Origin of the sequence: Parabacteroides sp. FAFU027 (genome assembly GCF_022808675.1) — a bacterium.
Lineage (GTDB): Bacteria > Bacteroidota > Bacteroidia > Bacteroidales > UBA7332 > CAXXIC01.
Genome location: NZ_JAKZKV010000001.1, coordinates 276,536 through 296,078, shown reverse-complemented (window position 1 = coordinate 296,078; position 19,543 = coordinate 276,536). Strand labels below are relative to the sequence as shown.

Sequence of the window (19,543 nt, the reverse complement as noted above, 5' to 3'; positions counted from 1 at the left end):
ACGCTACGTAATCCTTGTAATGCACTATGGAATTATTGCAAGCCTTTAACGCCCGATAATAATGTGATTTGTTGCCGGAGTAAAATTGTTTGTTGTTTTTGTGTTTATTTGATGTGACTTGGTAAAAGGGTTAGAAATGTGTGTACTTTTGTGGGGGAAGTGGATTTTAGAGAAACCGTAAGCTACCGGGATTTATGATATAATCCTCATATTTGTCAGGGATGCTTTGCTTCTCTTGTCGCAAGTATAGAAGGTAACTTCTGGTTCAAGTTTTTAAAACTTGAACCTAAAATAGGAGCAGTTTGTAACAACCTGAAAGAATATCAGTCTGACAACTGAACGAGTTTTGGGTCCAGTCCCGATAATCAAAAAAGATTTTCAATGAGAAAGGGCGAATTTATTTATTGTAAAGACGTTCGTTATTCGTTAATTGAATCAATTGGAATAGGAGGCTCTGGTGAAGTTTGGAAAGCTACTACAAATAACGAATACTATGCAATAAAATTCTTGCATTCTATCGAAACAAAAAAGGGTATTCGATTTGAAAATGAATTGAAATTCTGCGCGGAAAATTCTCATAAAAATATATGTTCTGTTATAGCAGCAGGCATGCATAAAGGTAAACGCTTTTATGTAATGCCTCTTTATACAAAAACTCTTAGAGAAATTATTCATGATGAAAAAGATGCTGATCTTTTAGTAAAGTATATTTTGCAATTGTGCGTTGCTATAAAGTTTGCACATAAGAATGGTGTTGTACATAGAGATATAAAGCCAGAGAATATTTTAATCGCCGGGAGAAAGTTAGTTCTTGCAGATTTTGGAATTGCTCATTTCAAAGACTCAAAACTAACTAAGCCTAACGATTTGTTGGTTAGTCGTAATTATTTAGCCCCTGAGCAAAAACTAAAGAATAATGCCAATAACATTGAGAAATCCGCTGATATTTATGCACTGGGATTGGTGATTAATGAATGCTTTACCAAGCAAAATCCGGCAGGCTCAAGTTTCAAAGTCATAGCTGACGATTATCCATTGTTTTTCAATCTGGACACTTTGGTGGAAAATATGACCAAACAAAATCCAATTGAAAGATTCACAATTGAAGATGTTATTGTTGAACTAAAATATATTCATGGTAAAATCAAGCAGGATTTACAAGAGATTCAGACTGTATTACTTGAAGATGTATACCCGAATGATGTTAGTAGAAAAACATTGAACAAAATCATTAATAGAGCAAGCGAAGATATATTATTTGCTAAAATGGTTTTTGAAACTAAATCTCTTGAAGAAATAAATAAAATCAATCTGAACTGGCACAAGAAGATTGGATATAATGTGGACTCCTTTTTGTTTAATATATGTTTTCAGGAAAGGATTTTGACGCTTTGCAAAAATAAGTTCGTTTATGAAAGTAATGTGTATAAGCGCAATAACACTTATACGCCTCTTAATCTGGACGAGAATAAAGAACATTTACTTTTGTATCACCAGATGAGCGATTTAATTGATCAATATCCATTGAAGTATGAATACGAAAGATTCTTTGATTTATCTGGGCAAATCCTAAAATACTTTTCGTCCTGCGCAGATTATCATTGCAAAGAAATCCTGAAACACATCCAGGAAAATGACCTTTTAAAAATGACTAAATACCATCTTTTAGATGCACCTGTTTTATGGATAGTTAGTGCATTGAAAAATACGATTGAGGAAAATAGGTCTGGAATGATCGAAGGTTATTCAAATATTTTTGGGGCACATTATAAGTTTAATTTAGATGAACATATTTCGATCAACTGGAGTCGCACAATAAATTATGAAACTAACGAAGATGATCTCGAATTGATAAAAGATAGTTATGTGGATGATGAAAAACAAATCAATGAAATACTTATAGAGTTCCAACGGCAGTGGCAAATAGTATTCAACAAAATTGACGAAAGATATTATTCAATAAAATTTAAGAGCTATCGGCAGTTTGAAAAATTCAGAAAGCACACTCATAAAGTAGCGAACTTGCCTGAAACGATAGATATTATAAAGGGGGAAATATTGGATATTATCAAGGAATATAATTATGCTAATGGTATAGTGGAGATAAAACTTTCGAGGGTGTTTTATATTGCAAAACCATTACCTATTATTCTTGGATTAAAAAAAGACTATGATTAGAATTAATCTATCAACTCTCTCTCTATTTGGCGCGAATTTGAGAAGTAACTTTTGGCACATCTTCTCGCAAGTATTGAAGATAACTTCTGGTTCAAATTTTCAAAACCTGGACCGAAAACAAAAGCAAGTTGTAACTGCTTAAAAGTATATCCGTTTGAAAACAGGAAAGGTAAGTTCGCATTGATGCTGATCGGTTTCCTTCCTAACGCGTCAAGCGGCCTCGAGCCGCGGGACGCTTGTCGTACACCGTCCTGCGTCTCTAAGCTGATTAATGGATACCGAACAGAAAATAAGTTCCCTCCGTGTTCAGAACCAGGTGCTGAGGAGTTCCGATTTGAATGCCTGACCGATAAAGGAAATCTCAGAGCCATTCTTTTATTCTCCCAACAGAAAATCTTCACAAAAACAAAGGGAGTGCGATTCACATCGCACTCCCTCACCCAACATACATCAAGACATCACTTCCTGTGCACTATTGACATCAGGAGATGGTTTGATTTATTCTTATTATCTTCTTCTAAACGAATTGTCTTTGAATGATTAATCTATGTGGGTACATCCATGTAGTTGATTACAGGGTGTATTTCAGCGTGATACCGTAAGTTCTCGGGTCGCCCAGTACACCTGCATATTGACCAGAGTTTCCGGCGCCCGGCAGCAATTGCTCGAAGTAGTTTTTGTTGAGCAGGTTGCGTCCCCAGAAGAACACTGATACTTTCTTTGAGCTGCGGAACCCGATGCGGCCATTCAGCAGGGCATATCCTTTAACTACCAGATATTTTGAAGGTGATGGGTTAGAGGAGAAGGTAGAGCGAGCATAAGTGTCAAGCGCTACGAAGAAATCGCCCTTCTGACCTAAGAATTTTGCCGCTGTGCTGTAATCACCACCCAATGAACCGGCCCATTTGGATACACCGGGAAGTTCGCCGCCGGAGATGTCTTTGAATGCTACCTGAACGCCGTTGTCGGTTTTACCGGTTTCCTCCAACGGAAGTGGTGCGTTTTTGAACGATAGGTATTTAGCATCAGTGTAAGCAGCAGAACCGTTGAAGGTGAAATGCTTATTCGCTTTGATATCCCCTTCGATTTCCACACCACGAACGCGAACTTTTTCAGCATTGGCCAGGTAACCGCGGTTTACACCTAGTTCGGGAGACTGTACCTGAGTCTGGTAGTCTTTGATATCTGAATTATACGCAGTAATATTTAGCGTAGAGAACTTTGTCGGAGAGGTTTTTACTGCTACTTCCACGTGGTGTACACGTTCCGGTTTGATTACTGCAAGGTCAAGTAACGGTTTACCGTCAGTTCCGGTAGGCAGACCGCCGAGGTTCAGTCCCACAGGCTTGTAACCGGTAGAGTAGGTTGCAAATGCATTGATGTTTTTTCTGAACTTATAGCTTACCGTGAATTGACCGGAGAAGTTGGTATTGTCCACATCTGCGTTGAAAGTCTGGTTGGTGTACACCGCATTTTTTAGTTTCAGCAATGCAGCATCAGTGGTTTGCAATCCGCCGTAAGTCTGACGGTCGAAGTTCACTTTCTTTTTATCATAATTGGCACGAAGCCCCGGTTGTACATGCAGTTTTTTGGTTACGGCCCAGTCTAGCTGTCCGAAGAGAGCACCACTGAACGTGTTCAGTTCTGAAGTGGTATGGATACCGAATCCGTCAAACAGACCGGTGGTTTTCCACAGTGCGGTGTTGGTCGTATTTTGGGAAAAACGCCAGGTATCCACACCCGATTCTTCAGTGTGATAAGGGTCCGATTTCAGATTCTGTCCGAATGCAAACAAACCGAATACACCGCTCAGTTTTTTAGAGAAATCACCTGCCCAGCGCACCTCTTGTGACCATTGCTGGTGTTTTGACGGAGCCTGAGACAAGGCTAATGCCTGAAGGCCGGTAAAGTCGCGGTCGTTGGATGGATTCCAGTTCCAGTAACGCCAAGCTGTGGTAGAGGTCAGTGTTCCTTTGCCCAGTTCTGTTTCGATATTCAATGAGACACCGCCCAAATCCTGGAACGAACGGGATGGAGTATCCTGGTCGATGACGCGGTCAAACGGATTGGTGCTCGGTAAGGTATAGCCGAGGTCGGCAATGATTTGGCTGAACTGGCGGTAGTTGGCACGAAGGGTAGGAGCGGTTCCGGCATACACCTGTGCGTAACCGTTCGGACGTTGGCGGGAAGCATCGGCAGCCAGGATAATGTCGGTTTTGTCAGATGGTCTGTATAGCAACTGCGCTCTGCCTCCCAGGTTGTTGAGGTCATTTACATGCTGCTGGGTGGCCACGTTGTAAATCAGTCCGTCGCGTTGGGTTCCCGAGAACGAGAATCTTCCTGCCAGCTTTTTGCTCAAAGGACCGGTTATGGATGATTTAGCCTGGATATAGCCGTAGTTACCGTAGCTCAGTTCGAAGTTTGCCCCCGGCTTGAAACTTGGCTTGCGGGTGGTCACATTGAATGCTCCGGCGGTGGTATTTTTACCAAAAAGTGTTCCCTGTGGGCCGCGCAATACTTCCACGCGCTCCACGTCGATAAAGTCGAGTGTGGTGGCAGCTGTACGGGCATAGTAAACACCGTCCACGTAGAAGCCCACACCCGGGTCGATGCCGTCATTGGTCAGACCGAAAGTGGTACCTAATCCACGGATACTCAGACCCGTATTGCGGGGATTGGACGAGTAAAGCTGTACGGTAGGGATTAACTCTTTGAGCCGGTTTACATTGAATGCACCGGCTTCGGCCACCTTAACACCTGTTACTACAGAGACCGGAATAGGGCTCTCCTGAACCGTTTCCTTGCGGCGACGTGATGTGACTACCACTTGATTTAAAATGTTATAATCCTGATGGAGGTCGAAAGTAAGCTCGTCCTCTGTATTTTCAATAATATATTCTTGTTTCTGGTATCCTGTATAGGATACAGAGATCGTCAGTGGCGGTTTTTTGCTTGTTTTCAGGATAAATTTTCCTTTTGCGTCAGTCTGGATAGCCGTATTGGTGCCTTCCAGTTTAAGGGTAACGCCGATGAGAGGTTCTCCGGAATTGCTGTCAATAACTTTTCCCGTGACTTGTTGCGCCAATACACTCACCGGGAGCGCTGCTAATATGAATAGAAGATAAGGTAGGTAAATTCGTAGTTTCATCTTTTTCAATTTTAGTGACTATTAATGTATTTGGGATATATGCGGTTGCGTAATAATTTATTACGAACGGTTTCGTGTAAAACGACACGAATAGTGAATGCAAGTAACAGAGATTGGATGGGATGCCGGAATGCAGAGATAATCCCGGGGTAACCTATTGGGTTTACCCGATTGAGAGGAGATACTTTTCATCAATTTTTCGTGTTGTGGCTACCGTTTCCCGAATCTGTTTTGCCGACGGACGAGGAAGTCGTTTGCCTGTTTTTATATAGAAATATAATGCCGGATAAGACTTGATTAATCCGTTACATTTGATAAAGCAAAATTATATCTACTGACGTTAAAGGAAAATACCGCAATCGGAGTATTTGCATACCCTGATTGCGGTAGATTGACGGGTATTTCCCGGATGAGGCTTATAAATAGAGGCTTTATTTATATTCAATCGTCACATTGTTCAATTTTCCGGTAAAGGCAAATGGTACCTTGTAACGGTCGGTAACCGGCGAGTTTCGGTCAGAACCCACATCAATGCCATCTTTGTAAACGGCAATTCTACCTTCGGAAGCAACAATGTCCCTTTCTCCCACTTTTTGGTCGTTAATGTAAATGGCTTCTGTTCCCGCAGGTGCATTATAATTTCTCGTCCCTTTCTCAGGTGCTTTGTAGTTTAACTCAAATCTCAACTTAGATTTTCCAGCAGGAACAGTGACGTTGGATTCCAAATATCGAACTATGCTTCCGGTGTTGTGAGCCACCTGAAATTTACCGTCTTTAATATACAAACTTAACCCATCGAACTCGGAACCTGTTGCAAACAATACGCCTTGTTCGGTTGCAGATTTTAGTTCAATATCGGCAGTGATGGAAAATGGGTCATTTTGAAATTGAGGCCCGCTATAAGTAAGCAATTGATCAATACCCGGGTACAAAACCACTTTTTTATTCAATCCAAACGGACTGCGGGCTCTGCCACCTGCACCATGTCCCAATGCATTATCATTTAATGGATAAACATTATATTTGATTGCTTCGGCTTCAAATACAGCTTGCAGTTCTTTTACCTTTTCGGGGAATTTGGCAGCCAGGTCAATACGTTCGTTGAAATCTTTTTTCAAGTCGTAAAGCTCCCATACATCTTTCGAGAAATCAGTTCCCGATTGGTGAAATACGGATGCTTTCCAACCGTCTTTCACTATGGCTCGCTTGCCAAATAGTTCGTAGTATTGCACGGTATGACGGTTTGGCGCATCGGCGTCTTTTAGTGAATACACCAAACTAGTACCTTCGATGGGTTGTTGTTTGTATCCTTTAATCACTTCGGGTACTTTTGCTCCGGTAAGTTCATAAATAGTTGGGGCAATATCAATCACATGGCCATATTGTCCACGAATGCCCCCTTTTTCCAAACCTCCATTCGGATAATAAACAATCAACGGTTGGTGAGTTCCACCTTCGCTATTGGGATCGGCTTTCCATAAACGGAAAGGCGTATTGGTGGCTTGCGTCCAACCCGATGGAGCGTCTTCGAACGAGTGTTCTGTACCAATTTTATCAATGTTCTTGTACAATTCGGCCACTTGTTTGTCTTCATCGAGGCTACTGATATATGGATTCAGACTTCCGTTTCTCGGGCTGTGGCTTGAACCATTATCGCCAATGCTCACCAGAATAACTGTATTCTTATCTTGTCCGATTTCTTTCAGATAGTCTATGATGCGACCAAATTCATAATCGGCATGAGTTAAGAAACCGGCATATACTTCCATGAATCGGGCATATACTTTTCGTTGTTCGGGTGTAAGGCTATCCCAGGATTTTACCGTCGGATCGCGATCGGGCAACACGGCATCGGCCGGAATAACGCCCAATCTTTTCTGACGGGCAAATACTTCTTCGCGGTACCAATCCCAACCTTTATCCAACTTGCCTTTGTATAAGTCGCTCCATTTCTTATCCACCTGATGAGGTGAGTGAATAGCTCCAGTTGCAAAATAGAGGAAAAATGGTTTTTCAGGCTGAATAGACTTTTGGTTGGCGATATAGCTAATCGCTTTATCGGCCAGCAAAGTAGTTAAATGCTTGGAATTTGGCTCAATGTCGATCACTTTTGTATCTTCATACAAATTAGGATGATATTGGTCGGTATGTCCAAGCTGGAAACCATAGAAATGGTCGAACCCGCGTCCTACCGCCCAACGGTCAAATGGTCCGTTGGCGGTGATTTCGTCGAGAGGAGCTACGTGATATTTACCTACGGCGAAATTGCTGTAGCCATTTTCGTGCAACACTTCGGCAATGGTTGCTTTGTCGCCCGGCATGATGGCATCGTAGCCTGGAAAACCCTGCGAACTGTAATTGAGCGTTCCCATGTGTACCGAATGGTGATTGCGACCGGTCAATAAGGCGGCACGTGTTGGAGAACTGACCCCCGTGGAGTGAAAGTTAGTAAACCGTAATCCATTGTTTGCCAAACTATCCAAAACCGGTGTTTGCATTAAGCCTCCGAATGCACTGGAGGTTCCGTAACCGGCATCGTCAATAAGCCAGACTAATACATTCGGAGCTCCGGCCGGGGCTTGTTTCTTTTCAGGCCAGGATTGCTCTGATTCAGCCAAAGTTTTCCCTATTTTTCCTTTAAATCCGGTGTTTGGGGTGACGTTAATTGCATTTTGTGCATACGTCCCTACAAAAAGTGAGGAGGCTACAATACCCAGTCCGCCTTTAATTAGTTTTTCTCTTTTCATACGTAAATTCTTATTGATTTATAAAGTCTAATTCTCCAATAGCTATCCCACTCTCACCGGCAACAGAATAGAGCAGATACCATTTGCTCCCTTCTACGAATAAAGCCGGATCTCGTAACTCACGGGTTTTTCCCCAGAATAATCCATACTTCGATGTCGTAAACGGGAGATTGGCTCCTTCGTAATCTTTCTCAGGTGCAACAATATCAATTGTTTGAGCTGATAGCGCTGATGTCGTCAGTAGAATACCAGCCAGAAGTCCTTTTTTCATATTTTCATATTGCTATTTTGTGATAGTTGCTTTAATCAGATTTTTAAAAGCATTGGCAGTCTCCTCCAGTATTTCCGATGAAGTCGTGTATTCATTGTCGGTCTTGACATGAAAGAACGGATGAGCGTATGAAACACCCACAAAATTTTTATACCCTTTTTGGGCAACATAAATTAGTTCACCACCCGGACTGTCATCGCTTTGAACCTTTACAGCGGTGATGTTACTAAAGGCATTGTTGAACACCTCTTTTTCTAAAGAGCTATAAAAGAACCTTCTTTGGGGATCTACATTAGCCTGTTTTACCAATCCGGTAGCAGTTTGCTTCCATTCCAGGGTAGCAGCTCCTGCTCCGAAATGTATCCATAGCGCTGTTTTTTCTACAGGTGGGGCAAATCTTTCTAAAAACTCATGTGCTCCTTTAAAAGCATGTTCATGTCCGGAATTTGCGGTGAAAACAAATGTGTAGTTGCTGTTTTGCCTGGCAACCCACTTAGCCAGAGCCAACCAGATACCTATACCAGAACCTCTTTCTCCGCCACATGTAACCCATCCGCTTATGGGAGTTGATACAACTATATATTTATCGCCATGCCCGATTGTTCCATATATGTTTCTACCTTTTACATCTCTGAACTGCCCCTGAATAGACAAAAGAATCTGATTATGTTGTTTAATGAAGTTCAATGCTTGAGATTCATCTTTTGGTGCAATCAATACGACTGGAATGGGCCACGGTTTCTGTTTCCAATCCGTATTATAAGCTTCTATTTCTCCTGACGGATTGTCGGTAATAGCAACAATGCCGGAAATACCTTTTCTTGCTAAGGAATCAATATACTCTCTGGTTTTAAGCCCCGATTCGGCCCCTTTTAATGGAAAATGTATAAGTGCTATATCTCCGGATTTTGCCAATTGGGCTTGTTGCAATTTACCTGATACTTCTCTGTTTATACTTTCGTTGACCCACCAGAGTGGAAATGCCTGAATGGTATCTTTCCCTGTTGCGAGATAAACTTTTTCTGGGAAAAACTGACGAATCGGAAATTCAAGAAAGTTTACTTCATAACCCGCAGATTTGAGTTCCGAACCTATCCATTCCGACGTCTGTATATCTGTTTTAGTTCCAGTCCTGTGCTCACCAAGCGAAACATATTTGTTCACCGTAGCAAATATCTCATTTCCATTAAACTCGCTTTGCTGTGCCCACACATTTAGGGGTAATGACAAAAACATGATGACTTTAAATGCTGATTTCAACATGATTAAATTGTATGTTTTGGGTAACTCAATGTTATCCGATTAGGGAAGGTTATATCTAAAGCAGAAAGAAGTCGTCTTAATGATTCTGAATATCATATTCCGACGACTTCTTTTTTTTGAAGCGAAAGTTATTTTACAACCTGATCAATTGTCAGTTTTTTCACTTTTCCTTTGAATGGAAACGGCCAGGGGTATGATTTAGTTACCGGAGAATTCAAGTCCTTCCCAACGCTAAGTCCTTCCCCGGAAATGGGATTCAGATATTTAGCGCGGGCTGTGATATTTTCCTGCGTCACTTTTTCGCCGTTTACCGAAAGAACTACTGTTTTGCTATCGGTAAACTCGACGGTTATTGTATTTAATCCTGATTTGAGGGTGTTTGTTGAAACTAACAGTTTTTCTGAAAGGCCATCATTCAGCAGATATTTGATCCTTCCGTTTTGAGCATACAAACTTGTACCTCCAAGCAACCCTCCATCGGCAAAAATAACTCCGTCGGAATTTATCCCGTTTGTTTCTATTGTTGCAGTTATTTTTATAGCACCTTTCCCAATGTTTACAGCGATTTTCTGATCAGTACCTTCAAGTATAACGGTCTGAGGTTTAATTACAGGTGCAGCTAATCCTTCCTGATAACTATGTAGCGGATAGACATTGTTTTTCTTAGCCTCGCTATCAAATAAATCCTGTAACTCTTTTAGCTTTTCGGGATTTTTATCAGCTAAGTCATTAACTTCGTTCCAATCCTCATTGAGATTATACAATTCCCATTTATCCTGACTGAATGGTCGCGGACTGAAATTTGGGTCAGTTCCACCCACTTCACCAAATACATTTCGCGGATGGTACACACTGGCTTTCCAACCCTCCTTGTATATAGAGCGGCCTCCGTGCAGTTCATAATATTGTACAGATTTGCGTGTCGGAGCTTTAGCGTCATTCACCGCATAGGCAAAACTGGTTCCCTGAATCGGTAATTGTGGATAGCCATTGATGCTCTCAGGAACATTTAGCCCCAATAACTCAACGGTGGTCGGGAATACATCAGATACATGCGAATACTGCGTGCGGATTCCCCCCTTTTCCTTAATACCTTTCGGCCAGTGAACAATTAAAGGATTGTGCGTACCACCTTCACTATTAGCATCACTTTTCCAATAACGGAAAGGTGTATTACAAGCTTGTGACCAACCAAGAGGGTAGTTCGGATTCGATTTTTCAGTACCTATATTGTTATATTGTCCTAAAAGTAAATCGATATTATTACCCAATGCCTTCTCTTGCTGGCCTAACCCAACCGTTCCTGTATAAGTTCCTTCCTTACTTCCGCCATTATCTCCGATAATCAGGAAGATCAATGTATTATCATACAAATCGTTGTCTTTTAGATAATCAATAACACGGCCAATTTCATGGTCGGTATAGGAAAGGTATCCGGCATAATTTTCCATGAATCGGGCAAAAACTTTCTTTTCATTTACCGAAAGACTATCCCATGCCTTTACACCTGTTTGGCGCGGAGGCAGAACCGTCCCTTTTTGCAAAAGACCGCGATCTGTTTGACGTTTAAAAGCTTCCTGACGGTACCAGTCCCAGCCTTTATCAAACTTACCTTTATACTTATCACTCCATTCTTTGGCAACATGATGGGGGGCATGTGTCGCTCCGGTAGCATAATACACAAAGAATGGTTTTTCCGGGTCTGTTGATTTTTGATTGGCAATGTAAGCAATAGCTTTATCAGCCAATAATTCATTCAGGTGTTTGGCATTGGGCTCAATATTAACCTGATTGATGCCATCTACTAACTGCGGATGCCACTGGTCGGTGGAACCACCAAAGAATCCGTAAAAATGCTCAAAGCCACGTCCGGTTGGGTACCGGTTAAAGGGGCCGTTAAGACTTTGCTGTTGAGGTTGAATCCCGTGCCATTTACCAAGTGCAAAAGTATTGTATCCGTTTTCGAGAAATACTTCACTGATGAGTCCGGCTTCCAAAGGGATTTCTCCAGTGTAGCCAGGCGCTCCTATCTGTAGCTCGGCATGGTGCCCCATGGCTACTTTGTGATGATTTCTTCCAGTCAGTAAAGCAGCCCGGGTCGGACTTGAAATTCCGGTTGTATGAAAGTTGGTAAATCGTAACCCGTCATTGGCTAGTGCCTCGAAATGGGGTGTTTCCACCAAACCACCAAAGGCTGATGAGGCTCCAAACCCCACATCATCAAGCAAAATCCAGACAACATTTGGTGCATTTCTAGGCGCTTTATTCTTTTCGGGCCATGCTTGAGTTGATTCATCAAGCGTTTTACCGATTTTACCTCCGAACGGTTGAAGCGGTTGGTGTTGAGCCAAGGTGACTTGTGTAACTCCACCTCCCAATAGGAGGGTAGAAGCCAACAGTTTTATATTTTTATTTTTCGATATCATTGTATTCAGTTTTTATTCCCATCCGGGATTTTGAGTAAGTTTTGGATTTCGCTCTCTTTCAGTTTGAGGAATCGGATACAAATAATGTCTGGGGACTACCACATTGGTTTTACCCACCGCTTTCAAGCTTTTACTCAATATTCCCCGTCCCAAAGGACCTTCTCCGGTAGCAATGCTGTCGGTTTCACGAATCAGATCAAAATAGCGCTGATATTCGCCAACCAATTCCAGCCTTCGTTCCAGATACACTGCTTCGCGAAACTTGTTCTGCGTAAGATCTTTCAAATCGGCTAATCCGGCTCTCTTTCTTACTCTGTTAACATAAACATAAGCGTTTGCAGGTCCATTCAATTCATTTTCCGCCTCTGCTCTTATCAGCAATACTTCTGCAAAACGTAATATGGTGGCATTCGCTTCAGAAACATTGGTACTTGCATAGTTCGGATCCCAGTATTTGTTGATAAACGGAACAGAATCGCCTGGTGCATTCAGTGTTATATAGGTTTTACCATTGGTCGGACTTACATATTTCGTGGTAAATGATACGTATTTACGTTTATCTCCTTTGGGGAATAATTTGAAAATGCTGAAATAATTATCATTACCAACCGTATAAAAACGGACCTGATCACCGTAAGATCCTTTCAATCCCGGCACACCTGATTTAATATCCCGGCTTAAAACCTGATTGGTTTGTACTCCATTTTTGAACTGAATTGAGAATATATGTTCTTTGCCATTTTTATAAGCCGGCAAAAAGACCTGACTATAATCTGCAAATAGATCATATCCGAAAGAACCATTAATCACCGAATCGGCATACAAAATTGAGTTTGTCCAGTCGCGTTTGGTAAGATACACTTTTGACAATAAAGCCTTGGCTGCTCCTTCCGTTGCTCGTCCGGTTTCCGGGGTGGAACCAGTCTTAAACAGAACTGAGGCAGTTTTCAAATCTGTTATAATCTGAGTATATACATCATCTACGGGTGTTCGTGCGACATCCAGGTCTTCAACACTTTCCTGAGTCTGATCTGTCAGCAACAATGGGACTGCACCGTACAAACGCACCAGGTTGAAATAATATAATGCTCTCAAAAAACGGGCTTCCCCCAACAATTTGTTTTTCAATTTCACATCCATCTCTATTCCCGGGATGCGGGCCAGTGCTACATTCGCTTTGTTTATTCCCGAATAGTGTTGTTGCCAGATTTCTTTTACCCGTAGATTTGCAGAAATATGAGATAGGACTGCCATTGTCCTCACATCGTTGTTCGGAGATCCGGGGCCTGCGTCGAGGTCATCCGTCATAAAGTCCATCCCGGTATTAAACAAGGAATTATAAATGGGTTGATTCCCATCTCCATTACTGGCGAAATTGTAATAAATCGCATTTACTGCAGCGGTACCATCAGCCGACGTTTTATAGAATTGTTCAGGAGAAATAAAAGACTGAGGTGTCTCTTCTAAGAGTGAGGAGCATGCCGTCAACCCCGATAATGCTATTATTGCTGTTAAAATATTTATTTTCATAAGATAGTAATTAATTTAGGCCGTACGTAACTCGTCCTCGTTTTCACGGAGAACGGCTTCATGATTGGCCTTTGATTTATGAATCAGAACTGGATGGTTAAGCCTCCGATAAGTGATTTGGAAGATGGGTATGCACCTGTATCAATACCTGCATTTACGGCGCTTTGTCCATTTACACTTACTTCGGGATCATAGCTTTTGTAGTTTGTGAATGTAAAGTAGTTTTGCGCTGATGCATATACTCGTAATGACTGAACTTTAAACTTAGATACCAGCTTCTTAGGGAAAGAATATCCCAGGGTAATATTTTTAATCTTCAGGTAGGACCCATCTTCGATATAGCGATCAGAAATGGAGACAGACGGATTTTCTTCGGCTCTGTGAACACTCGTATTGGTATTGGTCGGAGTCCAACGATTCAATAAATCGGATGATGCATTAGTGTAACCGGATCCTAAATCTATGTTCGCTCTCGTTCTGTTGAAAATTTTATTTCCGTAAGAACTATAGACGAAAACACTTAAATCGAAATTGTGATATTTGAAGGAATTGGTAATACTTGCCAAAAATGCAGGTTGAGCGCTTCCTACTATTTCTTTTACTTTATTTCCGCTTGCATCCAGTTTGTATTTCTGGCTTCCATCGGCATTCAGTCCGTCCGTAATATAGGTGTAAAATGCCCCCAACGGCTCTCCGACTTTCACTATTTGCGATGGTTGTGTTACGTTTGAAGGATCAACGGGTATGTAATAGTCGGCACCTCCCAGATCCAGAACTTTATTTCTGTTCAGCGTAAACACCACATTGCTAGACCAATCGAAGTGTTTTTTTCTTATGTTGGATGTTTTCAATCCTAATTCTAACCCCTTATTCTCAACAGACCCTGTGTTTTGAAATACACTATTCAACCCGGAGGAGAATGGAACAGGTACTTCCAAGAATAAATCGGAGGTCTTTTTGTAATACACGTCTGTTGTTAGCTGTATTCTGTCTTTCAATAGATTAATATCCAATCCTAGATTGTATTGTGCCGTTTTTTCCCAAGTAAGATTTGAGATTTTATAAGTACTGGGGGCTGTTCCATATACTAAAGCGTTGTTTATTGTATAAGGATACGATGATAATCTTGAGAATGATTGGTATGGACTAATTTCCTGATTACCAGTCAGACCCGCACTCAAACGGAGTTTTAAGACGTCAATAACTTTATTTCCCTTCAGAAAGTCTTCTTTTGCGACATTCCAGGCCAACGCTGCTGACGGAAAAGTACCCCATTTATGATTTTCTGAGAATTTTGACGAACCATCAGCTCTCGCCGTTAATGTCACGAAATATTTTTCATTATATCCGTAATTAACCCGGGCAAAGAATGACTGGAGAAACCACTGACTCGCATTTGACGTAGGAGTTAAAATAACCGAACCTGAGCCCATATTGTTATAGGTTGTTTCATCGGTCAAGAAGTTAGTTGCACCTGCTGTAACAAGTTCTGTAATGGAACGTTGTTGTGAGTTTCCGACCAACACATCCAACGAATGCTTTTCATGAAGCGTTTTGTTGTAGTTTAAAGTATTCTCGTTAAGCCAACTGATAGTATTCAGTGACCCTATTGAAGCTTGTCCACCTGTTGCGCTTTCATACAAAGATGATTGAAGATATCGGTTCTGTTTGTTACTAACAATATCAGTACCCAAAAGAACTTTTGCTGTCAGGTTTTTATGAACCTGATATTCTCCAAAGGCATTTGCCAGAAAGCGGGTGGTGTTTGTCTCATTGGTCGTCCCGTACAAAGTGGCAACCGGATTTGCCACAGCAGAACCGTAATTACTGAAAGAAGTGTAGTTCCCATTTTCATCTTTTACAGGTACAATAGGCACCATAGCTAACGTATTTTCTACTATTCCGGCAGGAGCTACGTCGGCATGTGAGTAACTGCCGTTTCCGAGAAATCCGAACTTCAGTACCTTGTTCACATCATGATTTACATTCAGTCGTCCGGAATATTTTTCAAATCCTGTATTGAGAATTATACCATCTTGCTTTAGATAATTGCCAGAGAAAAATAATTGTGTTTTATCAGAACCAGATGCTAATGACAAAGTATGGCTCTGCGTATTGGCCTTGCGGAAAATCTCATTTTGCCAGTCGGTGCCTTCACCAAATGCATCTATTTGCTCCTGTGTAAATAACGCAGTTTTTCCAGAGGTGGCCAATGCGTCATTTTTAAGAGCCGCCCATTGTTGTCCGTTTAATAAATCAATCTGTCGGCTTATCTGCTGAATGCCAGCATAACCTGAGTAAGTGATGGTTGATTCGTTTTTCTTTGCTTTTTTTGTGGTAATAATGATTACCCCGTTGGCTCCGCGCGAACCATAAATAGAAGTTGCAGAAGCGTCTTTCAATACATCAATAGACTCAATATCCGATGGATTAAGACCTGTGAGCGGATCAATTTTCGAACCGGTGGTAACACCTGCATCCACCGAACTGTTTCCATTATAAACCGGAATACCATCAATAACATACAAAGGTTCGGTTCCTGCATTAATAGATGAAGTTCCCCGGATTTGGATGGATGCTGAACCTCCCGGCTGACCGGTAGATTGAGTGACCTGAATACCACTTATTGCTCCCTGAAGCAATAGGTCTGGTGATGCTACCGGTAACGCTTTTAGTTCCTGAGGAATAGATGATAAGGAACCGGTGAAGTCACTCCGCTTTTGCGTACCATATCCCACCACAACCACTGTACTCAGTTTGTTGAAATCTTCATTCAGGTAAATGGTGACTGGCTCAGCATCATACACATCGACTTCCTGATATTTATAACCTACAATAGTGATGAGCAGCGTTGCCGGGAGCGATTTTACCTTAAGCGAATAATTTCCATTCACATCAGTGATGGCTCCGCCGGGTTGGCCTTTGATTTTGATGGTAGCGCCAATAACGGATAGTTTGCTCTTTTCGTCGATGATAGTTCCTTTAAGTAATACCTGTTGGGCGTAAGACGATAGAGAAGAGAGTGTAAAGAGAAGGAGTAGTATTCCTTGTCGGGAATAAGAGAGTAGTGGAAATCGATTTTGATTTCCGGAAAAAATGAATAATTTTGCCATACAATTTTTCGTGAATTGTAGCGGGCGCACCCTGAATCAGTTTGCCGACGGACGAAGGGGCGCTCGCTTTAGTTTATATTTAAAGATAGCAGCCTATTTCAAGGTTAGCAGTTTTTCGTTTAATTTGTTTTGTTGCTCTACCAGATCATCGCCTGAGAGATTGAGGAATCCCAGTTCGTGGTTGTATTCTTGCCCTTTTCTTAATATCCAGGATAAAAATCCAGTTAACTCGGGGTTAACTCCATCATTCTTGGCAACGACAAAGCTAATCTTTTCGACCGGAATGGATTCCACATTACTCTTTTCAAGCAGGGCAATCGCCTGATCCAGGTTTGAGGAATAAATTTGTTCTTTGACTTCGGTTTTCAGATCAAGCGGAACAATTGCCAAATCATCTTTTACTTTACGGGTTTGCAGGTCGAAGATGCTGTTGAAATTATTGAACGTAAATCCAATAGAGTCCTTTTTCACTGCGCTGATCAGGTAATTGTCATCACCAGTCACTTTTTTCCCTTTGATATCGGACGGGTTGAATCCAAAATGTTTAGCCAGCGTGACTGCAGTACATGCTTGCGTTTCACGGGTATAAATGTTGATGCGGCTTTTTATTTTTGATTTGGGCTGGTCTTCGTCGAACGGATCACCGTTGAAAACCAATAACTTCAACTCTTTTTTGCTGATGCCGTTTTTCTTAATTTCGTCCAGAAGCGGATTTTTCTTATTGCTAACCGGTAGTAGTGCATAACGGGCCACGTAAGTCAACTGTTGGTCTTTCTCCAGCTCATTTTCTGCCGGTTTTCGGGCGAGGATGGTCACGTTAGGTTCTTTCGAAGCGTTTGCTTTGCTGATAATCTGAATGTCAGCTTTCGGATTCTCTTTCTTGTATTCGGAGATCCATTTCTCAACTAAAGGATAAGCAAATTTAGCACCTTTGATATAAATGGTTTTGTCGCTCTTTTCCTGAGCTGTGGCGCTGACGGTAAGTGCCAAAATAAGGAGCAGGGGAAGTAATTTATTCGTTTTCATAATCTTGTAGTTTGCTAATTAGAAAATTTCCCGGTATTGCATAACCGGAGTAATAGTAGTTAATGAGAATTTTATCTGAATAATCTTATGTGCTTCAAAGGAAGGAGAACGTCAATATCGTTGAGATTTAAATAGCCTGATAATTGTCATTTTTTTCTGTTTCATAACTGTATAATTTTTGGTTATGGTTTATAATGCAAAGTTCTTTATTTGCAAGTCTTCCCGAAATCCCGTTGAATGGGTATATTCATACCACGTTTATGGGATATTTTGTGTTGCATAGCATTTTGTTACACATGGAATAAGCTGTTTATACTCAATTAGACTAAAAAATAAGATGCTTTGGCTCGAAAGAGTAGCGTAAATGTCAACCTGTACTAAGGCTTATAATTGGGATAGATTGTCACTTCTAAAGGCACTAAAAACAAAAAAGCTATTGCAGAACGAAGAGCATTCGATATTGACTGTTCCTGGTTTTGCAATAGCTTTTTAAGATGATTATTGAATAACTTAAATCTGGTACTCAATGGGGGGAGTTTCCACTTTGCCGAATTTAATCTTATTCCAGGCCCGTTCATGGAGATAGTATAGCGTCATTTTGGTAAATAACTCTACGGCGCCGATGGAGAAGGCAAACTTGATGTTGCCCACGATGATAAATGAGATGATGATCGTATCGAATGTACCGATGGTACGCCACGATATGGCCTTAATGATGCTGCGGTATGATTTTTCTGATGTCATGATGATATTGTTTGGGTTGTTGATGTGTTGGGTTTTTTCTTTGCAAAATTTCAATCGAATCGATAATGCAAAGATGCACCAACTTCATCCCCCAATAAATACCATATTCAGGGTAAATCGATACCTCGTTTGTAGTAATTTGATGTAATTCAACTTTTCCAAAGTTCTAAACTTTGGAAAAGTTTCCAGTCCGGTTATTTAGCTAAATGCTCCTTCCAGATACTTGCGGGTCAGTTCTTGCTTCGGATTTTTAAATACCTCATTGGCCGGACCTTCTTCGATTACTTCACCCAAATACATGAAGATGACATGGTCGGCGATGCGCAGGGCCTGACGCAGGGTGTGCGTCACCAGGATAATCGCATATTCTTCTTTCAGCTTCACGAAAAGCTCTTCGATGTGGCGGCTTGAAATGGGGTCGAGAGCCGAAGTGGCTTCGTCAGCCAGGATAAACTGAGGTTCCACAGCCAGTCCACGAGCCAGACAGAGGCGTTGTTGCTGACCGATGGAAAGCTTCGCAGCCGGAGCGTGCAGACGGTTTTTTACCTCGTCCCACAGTCCAACCGCTTTTAGGTAATGCTCCACCGTGCGGTTCAGTTGCTTCTTGTTGCGGATGCCGTGTATGCGCAGTCCGTAAGTGATATTGTCGTAAATGGACATCGGCAGCGGGCAGGGGCGCTGTGACAGCAATCCCATCTTTTTGCGGATGTGGGTTACTTCCGCTTTTTTATCGTAGAGGTTTTCGCCATCGACGAGTACGCTTCCATCGAGAGTCACATTCTCCGTGTTGTCGATTAAGCGGTTGAATGTCTTTAGCAAAGTCGATTTACCGCAACCCGAAGGGCCGATGATACAGGTAATCTTCTTGTCGGGAATGGCCAGGTTGACATTTTTCAGAATATGATTTTTCTGAATGTGAACGTTGAGGTTTTCCACCTTTAGTTCGGCGCCAACTACGTTGTTGCGGATTTTATGATTGGGAATGAAAGCCGGTTCTTCCTGTTTTGATTTAAACAGGCTGAGGAAAGAACGGCGTTCGGTCACCGGTTCGAGGTTGAGGGCAGGAATGCCAAAATCATTACTCTTCATATCTCCTT

At 41.7% G+C, this 19,543-nt stretch carries 11 protein-coding genes; 1 reads left to right on the top strand and 10 read right to left on the bottom strand.

The window, feature by feature from the left end:
* Positions 1–381 precede the first annotated feature (381 nt).
* Positions 382–2,178, top strand: a complete 1,797-nt coding sequence (locus tag MLE17_RS01265; protein WP_243345580.1) for a serine/threonine-protein kinase — start codon at positions 382–384, stop codon at positions 2,176–2,178.
* A 571-nt stretch (positions 2,179–2,749) separates the two neighbouring features.
* Here the strand turns inward: MLE17_RS01265 and MLE17_RS01260 are convergent.
* The 10 genes from MLE17_RS01260 to MLE17_RS01215 form a co-directional block, all read right to left on the bottom strand.
* Positions 2,750–5,326, bottom strand: coding sequence for a TonB-dependent receptor (locus MLE17_RS01260; protein ID WP_243345579.1), 2,577 nt, complete (start codon positions 5,324–5,326; stop codon positions 2,750–2,752).
* A 431-nt stretch (positions 5,327–5,757) separates the two neighbouring features.
* Positions 5,758–8,073, bottom strand: coding sequence for an arylsulfatase (locus MLE17_RS01255; protein WP_243345578.1), 2,316 nt, complete (start codon positions 8,071–8,073; stop codon positions 5,758–5,760).
* Positions 8,074–8,083: 10 nt separating this feature from the next.
* On the bottom strand, positions 8,084–8,344 hold the full coding sequence (locus MLE17_RS01250; RefSeq protein WP_243345577.1) for a hypothetical protein: 261 nt from the start codon (positions 8,342–8,344) through the stop codon (positions 8,084–8,086).
* Between the two features lie 12 nt (positions 8,345–8,356).
* On the bottom strand, positions 8,357–9,607 hold the full coding sequence (locus tag MLE17_RS01245; protein WP_243345576.1) for a hypothetical protein: 1,251 nt from the start codon (positions 9,605–9,607) through the stop codon (positions 8,357–8,359).
* A gap of 128 nt (positions 9,608–9,735) precedes the next feature.
* Entirely contained in the window at positions 9,736–12,033 is a 2,298-nt protein-coding gene (locus MLE17_RS01240; protein ID WP_243345575.1) for an arylsulfatase, read from the bottom strand.
* 12 nt (positions 12,034–12,045) lie between these two features.
* Positions 12,046–13,563 (bottom strand): RagB/SusD family nutrient uptake outer membrane protein, encoded by a 1,518-nt coding sequence (locus MLE17_RS01235; RefSeq protein ID WP_243345574.1) that lies wholly within the window; start codon positions 13,561–13,563, stop codon positions 12,046–12,048.
* A gap of 83 nt (positions 13,564–13,646) precedes the next feature.
* Positions 13,647–16,676, bottom strand: coding sequence for a SusC/RagA family TonB-linked outer membrane protein (locus MLE17_RS01230; RefSeq protein ID WP_243345573.1), 3,030 nt, complete (start codon positions 16,674–16,676; stop codon positions 13,647–13,649).
* A gap of 93 nt (positions 16,677–16,769) precedes the next feature.
* A complete protein-coding gene (locus MLE17_RS01225; protein ID WP_243345572.1) occupies positions 16,770–17,702 on the bottom strand; it encodes a substrate-binding domain-containing protein in 933 nt (310 codons plus the stop codon).
* A 510-nt stretch (positions 17,703–18,212) separates the two neighbouring features.
* Positions 18,213–18,446, bottom strand: a complete 234-nt coding sequence (locus MLE17_RS01220; protein ID WP_243345571.1) for a DUF2061 domain-containing protein — start codon at positions 18,444–18,446, stop codon at positions 18,213–18,215.
* 198 nt (positions 18,447–18,644) lie between these two features.
* Complete coding sequence (locus tag MLE17_RS01215; protein WP_243345570.1) at positions 18,645–19,535, bottom strand: phosphate ABC transporter ATP-binding protein; 891 nt, start codon at positions 19,533–19,535, stop codon at positions 18,645–18,647.
* Positions 19,536–19,543 lie beyond the last annotated feature (8 nt).